Origin of the sequence: Nonomuraea sp. NPDC050022 (genome assembly GCF_044460705.1) — a bacterium.
In the GTDB taxonomy this organism is placed as follows: Bacteria; Actinomycetota; Actinomycetes; order Streptosporangiales; family Streptosporangiaceae; genus Nonomuraea.
On sequence record NZ_JBITKE010000009.1, the window covers coordinates 417,991 to 429,713 of the forward strand.

Sequence of the window (11,723 nt, forward strand, 5' to 3'; positions counted from 1 at the left end):
CGCCCGGCCCTACTTCGCGGTGGACTGGTCGAGCCAGTCTTTGTAGGTGATGGTGCCGAGCTGCGCGTCCTCACCGGGCACCAGCGACCGCTCGCCGAGCACACTGCCGAAGTACCGCGCCTGCGGGTCGGCGAGAACCTCGCGGGTGTCGCCCCAGGCGGCCAGCGCCTTGCGGAAGAACTCGTCCATCTTGTACTGGGTCGGTCCGGCGATCTCGATCCGGCCGTTCAGCGGCGTCCCCACCGCGGTCCTGCCGACCGCCTGGGCCACGTCGTCGCCCGCGATCGGCTGGAACAGCACCGGCGCGATGTGCACCTTGCCGTCGACCGTGCTCTCGTCGGCGATGCCGCGGGCGAACTCGAAGAACTGGGTGGAGTGCACCAGCGAGAACGGGATGCCCGACTTCTCGATCAGCTTCTCCTGGGCGATCTTCGCCGCGAAGTAGCCGTTTTCCGGCATCCGCTCGGTCCCCACGATCGACACCGCCACGTGGTGGCCCACGCCCGCGGCCGCCTCGGCCGCCAGCAGGTTGCCGGTGGAGGTCTGGAAGAATTTCATGACGGCCTCGCGCTCGAACGAGGGCGAGTTCGACACGTCGATCACGACCTGGGCGCCCTTCAGCACCTCGGCCAGGCCCTCGCCGGTCAGCGTGTTGACGCCGGTGTTCGGCGACGCGGCCACGGCCTCGTGGCCGTGCTCGCCCAGCTTCTTCACCAGCTTCGACCCGATGAGCCCGGTCCCGCCGATCACCACGATTTTCATTGTGGGCACCCTTCTGGCTTTCGGGGCGCTGTGGTGCGCCCCCCCGTCGTCAGCTAAGACAAGGCAGCCCCTCTCAGTTGTGACAGGCTGCCTCCTGTTCGAGGACGAGCCTGGTGAGCGCGACGCGCGAGCTGATCTCGAGCTTGGTTAAGGCGTGCCGCAGGTGGGTGTTGACCGTGTGCGGCGACAGGTAGAGCCGATCGGCGACCTGCTTGTTGGTGGCGCAGCCCGCGACGAGCCTGACGATGTGCAGCTCGGAGGCGGTCAGGCTGTCCCAGCCCGTGGTCGGCCTGCCGGACACCGCGCGCGAGCGGCGCTCGCCCAGCCGCCGTCAGCGGATCTGGCCTGGCCGCTCGCCCATCCGTGTAAGGAACTGCCGCCGGTCACGGCGACGGGCGTGGAGTAGAGCGGCTTGAATTCCGCCCCGTTGTAGTCGTGGTCAGTGGAGAGGATCTGGTATGCCCTTCAGCGCCAACGCTGGAGTTTGTCGGGATTGAGGATGATCCATACCGCCGTGACCTCGGCTCCGGCCACGCTCACGCTGACCACCGCCACGGCCTTGCCCGCCCGCCGCAGGACGAGCCCCGTCCTGCCGTTCACCGACCCGATGGCCGGCTCGGTTTCTGGCTGGTCGATCAGCAACGCCGTGACGACCCGCGTGACCGCCTCCGCGCCGTAAGTCGGCCGTACGGCGACGCGCACCTTGCCGCCGCCATCGCTGATGACAATCGCGTCGGCGGCCAGGACTTCCCGCAGCGCCTCGGTATCGCCTGCCTGGCAGGCCGCGGCGAACCTGCGGGCCACCCGCTCGTGCCTGGCGAGCATCGCCTGGCCGTATCCGGCCTGGTGCGAGGTCGGACCGGGCACGGGCTGGGCCGGAGTCACCGGGCCGCCGGGCACGTGGTCGGGGTCGGCGAGGAGCTCCAGGCAGATGCTGCCCGCTGTCCGCGTCAGCGAGGCGCGTGGCACCGCGATGGCGGCGCGCTCCTCCTGGTCAAGGGCGTACCAGCGGCGATAGGTCTCCTGGACGACGTGGTCGGCCGTGGTGTCCGAGCCGAACATCCACAGGGCGATCTCGAGCAGGTGCTGCCGTTCGTCAAGCATCTCCGCCAGCGACTCGGGCCCGCCTCGGTCATGGTCTGCCGCCTCCTTCGTTGTTGGCAGATAAGACCGGATGGCCCCTTACGTTGTGACAAAGCGGCTACGAGACCGCTCGAAGGCCTCGATCTTGGCCGGGTTGAGGATCCACAACAGGTGGTGGATCCCCTCCCTGGAGGCCTCGATGGCGAGCAGGGCGACGCCGTTGCCGCCCCGGGTGACGAGCACGCCTGGCAGCCCGTTCATCTCAACCCACGTGATGGCGGTGCCCGGCCAGAACCGCGGTGAGAACGCGGCCACGAACCTGGCCACCCGCTCATTGCCCAGCACGGGGAACTTGGCCGATCCCCTGATGCCGTCGCCGTCGGAGGAGCTGACGACGTCGGCGGCGAAGAGCTCCTCCAAGGCGCCGACATTTCCCGTCTGGGCGGCGTCGAGGAACGTCTCCAGAATGCGCCGGTGCTGGAGCCTGTCGATGGGCTTGTGGCGTACGGCGGTCAGGCGCCTGCGGGCACGGCTCACGATCTGCCTGACATTGACCGGGGTGAGCCGCAGGATCTCCGCTATCTGCGGATAGGGGTAGTCGAAGGCCTCGCGCAGGACGTAAGCGGCGCGCTCGGTGGGATTGAGCCTCTCCATAAGCAGCAGGAAGGCCAGCTCCAGCGCTTCGCCGCGTTCGGCGCCGACAGTGGGGTCCAGACTGGTGTCCACGGGTTCCGGCAGCCAGGGGCCGATGTAGGACTCGCGCCGCACGCGCGCGGACCGGGCCAGGTTGATGGCCAGCCGGGTGGTGACCAGCGCGAGGAAGGCCGGCGGGTTCTCGACTGTCTCGCGGTCGGTGCCCTGCCAGCGCAGCCACACCTCCTGGACGATGTCCTCGGCCTCGGCCGCGCTGCCCAGCATCCGGTAGGCGATGCCGAACAGCCGCGGGCGCAGCTCGACGAAGGCGGACGCCGCTCGATCGAGAGCGTTCGCCTGTTCCGGGGATTCCGCGTTCATGTGCCCCACATCGATTCGCCCGTTGGCCTGGGCAGGGGTTCGTCAGCCTCGCGCGTGGGCGGCAGCGTCGAGGATGGTCGCTGTCACGGCGTCGGGCTGGGAGGCCGCGAGCGCGTGGGAGGCGCCGGCGACCTCGCGGGTGCCGCGAGAGTCCGCACGCTCGGCCATGAAGCGCAGTGCGGCGGCCGGGATGTTGAGGTCCTCGTCGCCGTGGACGAACCAGGACGGGATGGTGCGCCAGGGCGCCTCGTCGACGGCGAGCCCGTCGGACAGGGCGCGCTCGGTCACCGGCCGCTGGGTCGCGGCCATCAGCGCGGCCTCCTCGGTGTCGAGGTCGGCGCAGAACTGGCGGTGGAACTTCGCGGGGTCGATGCGGAGCTCGTTGCCGCCGGAGGCCACCGGGTAGGCCTGCAGCGCCTGGCCGAGTGTGCTGCCCTCGAACTTGCTCGACAGCAGCAGCGCGCTCTCGCCGGGCTCGGGAGCGAAGGCGGCGACGTAGACCAGGGCGCGCACGGCCGGATTGCCCGCCGCCGCCTGGCTGATCACCATGCCGCCGTAGGAATGACCGGCCAGGACGACAGGGCCGCCGATGCCGTTGATCACGTCGCGCAGGTAGGCGGCGTCGCCCTCCACGCTGCGCAGCGGGTTGGCCACGGCGACCGTGGTGAGCTGGTTGCTGCGCACGCGCTGGATGACGCGGTTCCAGCTGGCCGACTCGGCGAAGGCGCCGTGGACGAGGAGGACGACGGGTTGGTTCATGGGATTGCCTTTCTGGTTGTTCACTCGTGGAAGCCGATCTCGCGGTGGGTGCCGTCGCACAGCGGTTTGTTGCCGGAGTGGCCGCAACGGCACAGCGTCATCCGGTTCCTGGTCTCCACGGGCCGGCCGTCCGACCGGGTAATGGGTATGCCGCCGGTCACCCACAGCGCGCTGGCCAGGCCGTCCTCCTCCTCCAGCACCGAGATGGCGCGCGGGAGGTCGGCTTCGATCGTCTCTCCGCCGCGTTCGAGTGCGTAGCTGTAGGAGCCGGAGGGACAGTGATCGATGCGGCCCATGACGTCGGAGCGCACGTCGCTGTCGGCGGTGTCGTCGAGCATCTTGGCGATGGGCCTGGCGCGGCCGATGCAGAAGGCGGCGTGGACGCACAGCTCGCCCACCCGCTGCGCGGAGATGCCGACGCCGTCGTGCACGTGCTGCAGCTCCTGGTAGGGCCGCATCGGCGCGGCCTCGGTGCCGTCGAAGCCGATCGCGGCGTGGGTGCCGTCGCAGAACGGCTTAGCGCCCGAATGGCCGCAGCGGCACAGCGCATAGGTCTCCTCGGTCTCCAGCGGCTCGCCGGTCTTCCAGGTGAGCGCGTTCTTCTGCTCGGCGGAGACGATCTTCCGCTTGCGCCGCAGGGGGACGCGGCCGTACACGACGTACGGCCCGTTGCGGAGCACGACGATCCGCTGATGGTCGCCCGCGCTCCAGCGGCGCAGCTCAGGCGGGACGTACTCGAAGGTGAGGCCGCCCCGCCGCATCAGCACCTGCGCCTGGGCCTTGAGCGCGTACATCTCCCCGGTAGCGACGGCGAGCATCCTCGGGCTGCCGTTGAAGGCCACCTCCAGCAGGTGCAGGATCGCGCAGTAGGTGTGGTTGAACTCCTCCTGCGCGGCGCGGTCCGCGGGGTTGGGCGTCATGGGGAACACCGCCGTGAGATCCACCGAAAGCTTCTCACCGGTGGGCCCGGACTCAGGGGTGTCCCCGCGCCGGTAGCGGCGGCCGAGCTTCAGCTCCATGAAGCGGTAGTAATGGGCGACCTCGTCCTGGTCACCGTCCCAGACCTCGCTGCGGGCGGTGCCCTCTCCCTGCTCGACGATCTCCTCAAGCGCGTCCAGCGCGGAGGCGAGGTCGGTGACGGCGACCAGCCTGCCGCCGGTATGGCGGAAGTGGCCGCCGCTCACCTGCCGGTCCGGGTCGCCGGAGAAGACCTCCTTCTCGCCGAGCGTGTCGCACAAGTAGCGCAACCCCTGCTCGATCGCCGCGTAGAACTGCCCGATGGACTCGTAGTTATCGTCTTCCGGCGGGGCTCCGGGCGGTGCGGGCTGTTCCAGGCGCAGGAACATCTCCAGCGCTTCCGGGCCGAACGGCACCAGCGACAGCTCGAGGTCGCCGTGGGGCAGCTTGCGGGGGTGAGGCGGCAGCATCTCGGGCGTGTCGAGCCGCGGGGCGCCGCCGACGGCGTTGAGCAGGTTCGCCGCCAGCGCCAGGTGCAGCATCTCCTCCACGAAGACGCTGCTCAGCACCTCGACGGCCGCCGGGTTGCGCTCCGGGTCGAGGGAGTACAGCGCGGTCAGGTACGGCGGCAGCGTCGCGTGCTCCAGCTCGATCGCCCACTGCAGGTGCTCGCGGAGGCTGTCGAGCGTGTCGATCCGTGGCTCAGGCAACGTCGCCACCCGGCCGCGAGCCGTCCTCCAGCACCACGACCGCGTCGCGCAGCACCCGCAGAGCGATCTCCTCGCGCTCGACGTCCGCCGGGTCGTACAGCCACTCGGTGACCGGCCGCTCCATCTCCTCCTTCGGGTGGCTGGCCTCGGCGATGATCAGCTCCTCCTCGATCTCGACGTGGAGCTCGTACAGGACCTCGTTCTCACCGTTCGGGGTGCACATGTCTCCTCCATGGGTTGTACGGCCGGCCTGCTGACCGCGTGGATCAGCCGGACGGCGATCTGGCCGGTGGCGAACAGGCGGGCGAAGCGCTCGCCCTGGCGGGCAGCGAGCGCGTAGGCGGGATCAGCCCGGTGGCGGCGGGCGACTACCGCGGCGACGTGGTCGGCGCGCCGCGACCACGACAGAGGCGCCCGGACGGGCTGGTCGAGCTGCTCGAAAACCTCGAACCCGGCGCCTTCGAGCAGCGCGCCGAGCTCCCGGCAGGTGGGAAAGTGGTTGCCGTCGGGGGCCTGGAGAACCTGCGGGGCGGCCGGCATCGGCTCGATCAGGATTGGCCGGACCCCGAACCGCTCGGCCGCCCAGGCCGCCGGCCCGCCGACTCCCGCGCCCACATCGAGCAGCCGCATCCCGGGCGCCAGCTCGCACGCCTCGGCCAGCCATGCCAGCGCCGCGGGGCTCGCGCTGGCACGGCAGGCAGCCGGTACGGCATGCCGCTTCCCGAGCAGCTCGACGGCGTCGGCGGTCCAGCCCGCGACATCGTCGAACTCGGCGACCATCGCCAACGCGGTCACAACAACTTCCCCCGTTCAGTGATGTGGCCTGATTGCCAGCTAAGACAGGACAGCCCCGGCACTTGTGACAAGATCCGGCTACTCGACGAGCTTTCCCACGGTCGAGACCTCGCGCATGAGCGCCGCGATCTCGGCGGGAATCGGCGGGATGCTCTCCCGGCGAGGGGTCGCCGACCGGCTCGGCCGCGACGACCAGCAGGAGCAGCCGGGTCTGCGCGGGCAGGCCGTCGATCCTGTCCAGGAAGCTCTGCTCGATCCGGCCAGGCAGCGTCTCGGCGTCCAGGAGGCCGAACCCGCCCGCCAGATCACGCGGCAGCTCCAGCAGGGCCAGCGGGTTTCCCCTGGTCTCGGCCGCGAACCGGTCGCGGACGTACTGATCGATCTGGACGTGCGTCACCGAGGTCAGCAGGGCGTGCGCGTCTTCCGCTGTCAGGCCTGTGACCTCGAGCTCCGGCAGTCCGAGCAGGTCCTGGGACCGCTTGCGAGAGCCGAAGACGAGGGCGACAGACTCCGCGAGGAGCCGCCGGGCGACGAAGGCGAGGACCTGCGCCGAGGCCCGGTCCATCCACTGCGCGTCGTCGACCACGCAGAGCAGGGGACCCTTCTCCGAGGCGTCAGACAGCAGGCTCAGTACGGCCAGGAAGCGTTCGGGCGGCGTTCCCCCTCGTATCCCGAAGACCGTCTCGAGGGCGTCGCGCTGCGGTGCCGGAAGGGCAGCTGTCACAAGCCTGGAGGCTGTCCGGTCTTAGCTGGCGACCGGGGGCAATCAGGTGGCCCGGCGGATGAAAGGGATCCCGATGAAGATCGGCGCCGCCGCACCCGCACTCCTGGTAGTGACGTGAGCCGTTATCAAGACGGCGACAACCGCGAGGACTCCCGGTCCGTTTCACGGCCACCATGCTGTGTGGCCCCGGCAAGCCGGTGCTCGTCCTGGTGGACGACGAAGAGCTCGCTCAATGCAAGTACCGCCGCGCTCCTCGCCCGTCCTGAGCACGGCCGAGCTATTGCGGCATGACGAAACCTGTGAACCCCTCCGGAAAGGAAGCCATGAGCAACACGTTGAATGGACTGGTCATCCTCGTCACTGGAGCGTCGTCGGGCATCGGCGAGGCCACTGCGCTGGCCCTCTCAGCGGAAGGGGCACGTGTCGCGGTCGGGGCCCGGCGTGCCGACCGGTTGGAGTCGCTGGCGCGCAAGGCGCCCGGTGAGGTGCTGGCCCTCGAACTGGACGTGACCGACCAAGAGTCGGTGCGGGCCGCGGTCGCGGCGACCGTCGAGCGCTTCGGCGCCCTGGACGTCCTGGTGAACAACGCCGGGGTGATGCTCAACGGCCCGATCGTGGGTGCGGACATCACGCAATGGACCCGCATGGTCGAGACCAACCTGCTCGGCTCGATGTACATGGTCCATGCGAGTCTGCCCCACCTGTTGGAGCGCAGGGGCACGATCGTGCAGGTCTCCTCGACCTCGGGCCGGATCGCGTCGGCCTACGCCGGTGTGTATGCCGCGACGAAGTTCGGCATCACCGCCTTCTCCGAGTCGCTGCGGCAGGAGGTCACCACCCGGGGTGTGCGTGTCGTGGCCATCGAGCCCGGCTTCGTCGCCACCGAGCTGACCGGCCACAACACGGACCCCACGATGCGGGCCGCCGCACAGAACATGGCCGCCTCCATGCGCACCCTGCAGCCCGAGGACATCGCCAACGCCGTCGTGTACGCGGTCACCCAGCCGGAGCACGTCGCGGTCAACGAGATCCTCATCCGCCCGACCGACCAGATCCAATAGGGGAGTGACACCGGCCCTCGGCGGTCTGCTCGGATTGCTCAGCGCGGGCGGTCGCCGTCGTCCGCGCGAGCGAGTGCTTCCCAGGCGATGGCGTCCGCCTCCTCCCACTCGGCCAGGGCTGTACGCATGCGCTGCTGGGCGGCGGAGGCGCGGATGGCTTCAACCTCAGCCGCGGGGATGGTCCCTCGACCGGCCTCATTGGCACGCAGTACGTGCCCGTGCCCCCCGCGCACGCAGGGACGGTCCATGGCCGCTCCCGTCGTCCCCCGCGAGGCGCTCCCAGCACCCGGCTGACCAGCGCAAAGACACCCCGCCGAGCACCGAAGGAGTGACCACACCGCCCTGGGCCCATGGAAGCCGACGCCCACCCAAGCGCCTCGGGCGTCCACGACACGCCGTACGGAAACACAAAACGGATGGTCAGGCGAAAACCACCGCCAAGCGGAGGCCCTCACCCGAGTCGGCTTGATGGCTGAGGCATCGAGGTCAACAGCTGGCTGGTGTCACAAATTCGAGGCGTCGCCGGTCTCCATGGGTATGAGTCAATCCCTGGAATCGAAGACCGGCGTTGACGGGCCAGTAACTGTGATCAAGAGCTACACCGTGCCGGCGGACGAAGCCGACTATTTCGTCGAGGTGTACCAGGAGAACGCCCGGATCATGTCGACCCAGCCCGGCTTCCTCCGCTCCCGCCTGCACAGGCCACTCGCCGACGCCCCTGAGGCGCGGTTCGTCCACATCGCCGAGTGGACCTCGGGCACCGCGCTCGACAAAGCCACCGGCAATCCCGAGTGGCATGCCTCGCTGCAGCGCATGTTCGACGATCCGGGCCTTCACATCACCTCAGAACCTGCCAGCTATCGCGTCGTTGTCGAACTTCACCCCTCCTGAAGAGACGAGCACAACCAACCGCCGCACGTTCTTGAGGCGCACGTCGGTCGCCGCCGCAGTTCCCACCGCCGCCTCGCTGCTCGGCGGTTCTCGGGCACCGCTGCCGCGACCGACTCGCCCGGCCTTCCGGACTACGCGCCGGTCCCTTCCGCGTCGGGCGGGCCCGTGCCCAACGCCGACGGCTACTTCGTGATCACAACGAGCAGTCCCGCTCCCGGTGCTCGTCGAGTGCGCGGAGCACGTCGGCGCAGGCCTGCGCGAAGCCGGCCAGCCGTTCGGGCCCCAGCACGTCGACGACCAGGGCGTGAACCATCTCGGTGTGCTCGGGGACTGCCTTGTTGATCGCCGTGTAGCCCTTGTCGGTGAGCCGCACGTCGGGGTAGCGGCGGTCGTTGGAGTCCACTCGCTCGACCAGCCCGCGTTGCGCCATCCGGGTGAGCTGGTGGGACAGGCGGCTCTTCTCCCACTGGGTCGCGGCGGCCACCGCCGCGACGGGCATCTCCCGCCGCTCCGACTCCGTGAGCCGGACCAGGACCTCGAAGTCGGCCGCGGACAGGTCGCACTCGCGCTGCAGGTGCTGCTGCAGGTGCGAGTTGAGGTGCTTGGCCATTTCGATGTACGTGCGCCACATCCGGTCGGCCTCGCCGAGCTCCTGTTCCCATCCCATGACCCCCACTCTACCCGTTGCTTGACGTATCAACCTGGGGCTGTATGGTGATCCGGTTGATACATCAACCTGAACACGTGAGGGGTTTGTCTCTGTGAGCGAGCAGCAGATCATCGCCGTGGTGGGCGCGACCGGAGCGCAAGGGGGCGGGCTGGTCCGCGCGATCCTCGACGACCGCAGTGGGCGGTTCGCCGCGCGAGCCCTGACCCGGGACCCGGGTTCGGCGCGGGCCAGGGAGCTGGCCGCGCTCGGGGCCGAGGTCGTCGGGGCCGATCTCGACGACGCGGGCAGCCTGCGCAAGGCGTTCGACGGCGCCCACGGCGCCTTCGTGGTGACCAACTTCTGGGAGCCTCGCATGCCCGAGGAGGAGCGGGCGCGGCCCGCGACCATCAAGGAGCGGGAGCAGGCCGGCAACGCGGCGCGGGCGGGGCAGGAGACCGGCGTACGGCATTTCGTCTGGTCCACGCTGTCCGACACCCGCGGCTACTTCCGGCCGGGCGACGGGACGCCGAGCTTCGAGGGCTCGTACAAGGTGCCACACGCCGACGGCAAGGCCGAAGCCGACCGGTTCTTCCTGGAGTCGGGCGTGCCCACCACCTTCCTGCAGGCGAACGTCTACTACGAGGCGTTCCGGGACATGTTCGCGCCCCGGCGTGACGAGACGGGCGCGCTGGTGCTGCCGCTCGGGTTCGACGAGGCGCGGGTGGCCGCGCAAGCTGCGGAGGACGTCGGCAGGACCGCGCTGGGGATCTTCCGCCACGGGATCGGGATGGCCGGCAGGCGGGTGAGCGTCGCCGGGTCCGTGCTCACCGGCGAGCAGTACGCCGCCGCGCTGAGCCTGGCGCTCGGCGAGCCCGTCACCTACCAGGCGGTCAGCCCCGACATGATCCGGGCCGCGGGGTTCCCGGGCGCGGGCGAGGTCGGCAACATGCTCCAGTACCTGATCGCGGCCGCCCCGGACATCGCCGAGCTCATCGACTTCGAGCTGCTGCGCAAGCTCAACCCGAGGCTGCAGTCGTTCGACACGTGGCTGGCCGCCCACCGCGACACCATCCCGCGCTGACCGGCACCCGTCCCTCCCCGCGCGTGGTCGCCCCCGGGTAACGTCGCGGAGCCGTGTCACAAGATCGGGAGCTGCCCTGTCTGCAGGGACGAACCGGCGGCCGCCCCCCAAGCCCACGGCGGCCACGCCTCATCGCCCTGCTTCCCGGCACGGCGAACGCCACCCCGAGCAGCGGCGTCAACGCCACGGTCCGCTTCCAGAGGACAGGGGGTGACCAGGACTACATCCTGCGCGAGATCACGGTCGAGCCGGGCGGCAGCACCGGCTGGCACTACCACGACGGCGTCATCCGCATGGGAACGCTCAGCCACTTCGACTTCACCTGCGAGTCCGACGGCGTGTACCAGGCTGGGCAGACCATCATCGAGCACAGCGGCCAGCACCGGGGCGACAAGCCCGTCGTCATGGAAGTGCTGTACGTGATCCCGCACGGCGCGCCGCTCTCGGTGGACGCGCCGAACCCGGGGTGCGACTTCCAGGAGGAAACCATCCCGCACCAGCCCTGACGGAGTGACGCCGGGCCGACGGCCTTCGCCCACGCATTCGATGCCGGCAACTGCACACGTCGGTGGTTCTCGAGGTCGGGGCCACAAACACAGGTTGTCTTCACACGTGTTCCGTGCCGGCGTACGCGCGGGTTGTCACAGATTCGGGAGGCTCCCGGTCATTAGGTGGCAACTATTCCGTACCCAGGGAGATCCGTCATGGAAGCGCGTATCGACTACTTCGGCAACGCCCTCGCCGGCAAGGTCATGAAACACCTCAGCTCGACCGGCGCGGCGGTGCGGACGGCCCTCCCAGTCGCTACTCAGGAGCTGGTGAAGATCCGTGCCAGCCAGATCAACGGCTGCGGTTTCTGCACCGACATGCACACTAAGGACGCCCTCGCCGCGGGTGAGGAACAGCAGCGTCTGAACCTGGTGGCCGTGTGGCGCGAGGCCACGATCTTCACTGACGCGGAGCGCGCGGCGCTGGAGCTGACCGAGCAGGGCACGCGCATCGCGGACGGCGCGGGCGGCGTGTCGGACAAGGCATGGGCGAACGCCGCGAAGCACTACGACGATGACCAGCTCGCCGCTCTCATCTCGCTGATCGCCGTCATCAACGCCTACAACCGTATCAACGTCATCAACCGGCAGCCCGCCGGCGACTACACACCGGGCATGTTCGGCTGAGTCGGCCGCTCCGACCCGCCCGGACACATACCGTCCGTCCCACGGGCAACAGAAACCAGAGG

The 11,723-nt window shown here is 69.6% G+C and carries 16 protein-coding genes; 6 read left to right on the plus strand and 10 right to left on the minus strand.

Annotated elements, in window-relative coordinates:
• Positions 1-9: 9 nt before the first annotated feature.
• From ACIBO2_RS37155 to ACIBO2_RS37190, 8 genes are all read right to left on the minus strand, one after another.
• Positions 10-762 carry an SDR family oxidoreductase gene (locus tag ACIBO2_RS37155; RefSeq protein ID WP_397303055.1) on the minus strand — a complete coding sequence of 251 codons (753 nt, stop codon included), beginning with the start codon at positions 760-762 and terminating at the stop codon, positions 10-12.
• A gap of 73 nt (positions 763-835) precedes the next feature.
• Positions 836-1,063 carry a helix-turn-helix transcriptional regulator gene (locus ACIBO2_RS37160; protein WP_357940493.1) on the minus strand — a complete coding sequence of 76 codons (228 nt, stop codon included), beginning with the start codon at positions 1,061-1,063 and terminating at the stop codon, positions 836-838.
• Positions 1,064-1,227: 164 nt separating this feature from the next.
• Positions 1,228-1,866 carry a hypothetical protein gene (locus ACIBO2_RS37165; RefSeq protein ID WP_358545146.1) on the minus strand — a complete coding sequence of 213 codons (639 nt, stop codon included), beginning with the start codon at positions 1,864-1,866 and terminating at the stop codon, positions 1,228-1,230.
• 78 nt (positions 1,867-1,944) lie between these two features.
• Entirely contained in the window at positions 1,945-2,859 is a 915-nt protein-coding gene (locus ACIBO2_RS37170) for an RNA polymerase sigma-70 factor (protein ID WP_358545147.1), read from the minus strand.
• Positions 2,860-2,901: 42 nt separating this feature from the next.
• On the minus strand, positions 2,902-3,618 hold the full coding sequence (locus ACIBO2_RS37175; protein WP_357940500.1) for an alpha/beta hydrolase: 717 nt from the start codon (positions 3,616-3,618) through the stop codon (positions 2,902-2,904).
• 20 nt (positions 3,619-3,638) lie between these two features.
• On the minus strand, positions 3,639-5,285 hold the full coding sequence (locus ACIBO2_RS37180; RefSeq protein ID WP_397303060.1) for a ferritin-like domain-containing protein: 1,647 nt from the start codon (positions 5,283-5,285) through the stop codon (positions 3,639-3,641).
• Complete coding sequence (locus tag ACIBO2_RS37185; RefSeq protein ID WP_397303063.1) at positions 5,278-5,508, minus strand: hypothetical protein; 231 nt, start codon at positions 5,506-5,508, stop codon at positions 5,278-5,280. The genes ACIBO2_RS37180 and ACIBO2_RS37185 overlap by 8 nt, the downstream gene beginning before the upstream one ends.
• Complete coding sequence (locus ACIBO2_RS37190) at positions 5,442-6,080, minus strand: hypothetical protein (protein WP_397303066.1); 639 nt, start codon at positions 6,078-6,080, stop codon at positions 5,442-5,444. Before ACIBO2_RS37190 ends, ACIBO2_RS37185 begins: the two co-directional genes overlap by 67 nt.
• 115 nt (positions 6,081-6,195) lie before the next feature.
• Here ACIBO2_RS37190 and ACIBO2_RS37195 point away from each other — a divergent pair, with 115 nt between their 5' ends.
• Both ACIBO2_RS37195 and ACIBO2_RS37200 read left to right on the plus strand, forming a co-directional pair.
• Positions 6,196-7,095: a hypothetical protein gene (locus ACIBO2_RS37195; RefSeq protein ID WP_358545153.1), complete on the plus strand. Its 900-nt coding sequence runs from the start codon at positions 6,196-6,198 to the stop codon at positions 7,093-7,095.
• Between the two features lie 32 nt (positions 7,096-7,127).
• Positions 7,128-7,865 carry an SDR family NAD(P)-dependent oxidoreductase gene (locus tag ACIBO2_RS37200; protein ID WP_358545155.1) on the plus strand — a complete coding sequence of 246 codons (738 nt, stop codon included), beginning with the start codon at positions 7,128-7,130 and terminating at the stop codon, positions 7,863-7,865.
• Positions 7,866-7,903: 38 nt separating this feature from the next.
• Here ACIBO2_RS37200 and ACIBO2_RS37205 read toward each other — a convergent pair whose 3' ends face one another.
• The gene (locus ACIBO2_RS37205) at positions 7,904-8,113 is read right to left on the minus strand and encodes a hypothetical protein (RefSeq protein ID WP_358545157.1); all 210 of its coding nucleotides are present in this window, start codon (positions 8,111-8,113) and stop codon (positions 7,904-7,906) included.
• 289 nt (positions 8,114-8,402) lie between these two features.
• Between ACIBO2_RS37205 and ACIBO2_RS37210 the strand changes: the two genes are divergently transcribed.
• Positions 8,403-8,756 (plus strand): antibiotic biosynthesis monooxygenase family protein, encoded by a 354-nt coding sequence (locus ACIBO2_RS37210; RefSeq protein ID WP_397303070.1) that lies wholly within the window; start codon positions 8,403-8,405, stop codon positions 8,754-8,756.
• A 193-nt stretch (positions 8,757-8,949) separates the two neighbouring features.
• Here the strand turns inward: ACIBO2_RS37210 and ACIBO2_RS37215 are convergent, their stop codons facing one another.
• The gene (locus tag ACIBO2_RS37215) at positions 8,950-9,423 is read right to left on the minus strand and encodes a MarR family transcriptional regulator (protein WP_358545159.1); all 474 of its coding nucleotides are present in this window, start codon (positions 9,421-9,423) and stop codon (positions 8,950-8,952) included.
• A 94-nt stretch (positions 9,424-9,517) separates the two neighbouring features.
• Here ACIBO2_RS37215 and ACIBO2_RS37220 point away from each other — a divergent pair, with 94 nt between their 5' ends.
• The 3 genes from ACIBO2_RS37220 to ACIBO2_RS37230 all read left to right on the plus strand — a co-directional run bounded on the left by ACIBO2_RS37220 (position 9,518) and on the right by ACIBO2_RS37230 (position 11,661).
• Positions 9,518-10,486 carry an NmrA/HSCARG family protein gene (locus tag ACIBO2_RS37220; protein ID WP_358545161.1) on the plus strand — a complete coding sequence of 323 codons (969 nt, stop codon included), beginning with the start codon at positions 9,518-9,520 and terminating at the stop codon, positions 10,484-10,486.
• A 53-nt stretch (positions 10,487-10,539) separates the two neighbouring features.
• Positions 10,540-10,992, plus strand: coding sequence for a hypothetical protein (locus ACIBO2_RS37225; protein WP_358545162.1), 453 nt, complete (start codon positions 10,540-10,542; stop codon positions 10,990-10,992).
• A gap of 198 nt (positions 10,993-11,190) precedes the next feature.
• Positions 11,191-11,661, plus strand: a complete 471-nt coding sequence (locus tag ACIBO2_RS37230; protein WP_358174934.1) for a carboxymuconolactone decarboxylase family protein — start codon at positions 11,191-11,193, stop codon at positions 11,659-11,661.
• Positions 11,662-11,723: the final 62 nt, after the last annotated feature.

Coding starts and splice junctions, on each gene's coding strand:
- ACIBO2_RS37155 (WP_397303055.1), bottom strand. CDS start 762: ATGAAAATCGTGGTGATCGGCGGGACCGGGCTCATCGGGTCGAAGCTG.
- ACIBO2_RS37165 (WP_358545146.1), bottom strand. CDS start 1,866: ATGCTTGACGAACGGCAGCACCTGCTCGAGATCGCCCTGTGGATGTTC.
- ACIBO2_RS37170 (WP_358545147.1), bottom strand. CDS start 2,859: ATGAACGCGGAATCCCCGGAACAGGCGAACGCTCTCGATCGAGCGGCG.
- ACIBO2_RS37175 (WP_357940500.1), bottom strand. CDS start 3,618: ATGAACCAACCCGTCGTCCTCCTCGTCCACGGCGCCTTCGCCGAGTCG.
- ACIBO2_RS37185 (WP_397303063.1), bottom strand. CDS start 5,508: ATGTGCACCCCGAACGGTGAGAACGAGGTCCTGTACGAGCTCCACGTC.
- ACIBO2_RS37195 (WP_358545153.1), top strand. CDS start 6,196: ATGAGCGCCGCGATCTCGGCGGGAATCGGCGGGATGCTCTCCCGGCGA.
- ACIBO2_RS37200 (WP_358545155.1), top strand. CDS start 7,128: ATGAGCAACACGTTGAATGGACTGGTCATCCTCGTCACTGGAGCGTCG.
- ACIBO2_RS37205 (WP_358545157.1), bottom strand. CDS start 8,113: ATGGACCGTCCCTGCGTGCGCGGGGGGCACGGGCACGTACTGCGTGCC.
- ACIBO2_RS37210 (WP_397303070.1), top strand. CDS start 8,403: ATGAGTCAATCCCTGGAATCGAAGACCGGCGTTGACGGGCCAGTAACT.
- ACIBO2_RS37215 (WP_358545159.1), bottom strand. CDS start 9,423: ATGGGATGGGAACAGGAGCTCGGCGAGGCCGACCGGATGTGGCGCACG.
- ACIBO2_RS37230 (WP_358174934.1), top strand. CDS start 11,191: ATGGAAGCGCGTATCGACTACTTCGGCAACGCCCTCGCCGGCAAGGTC.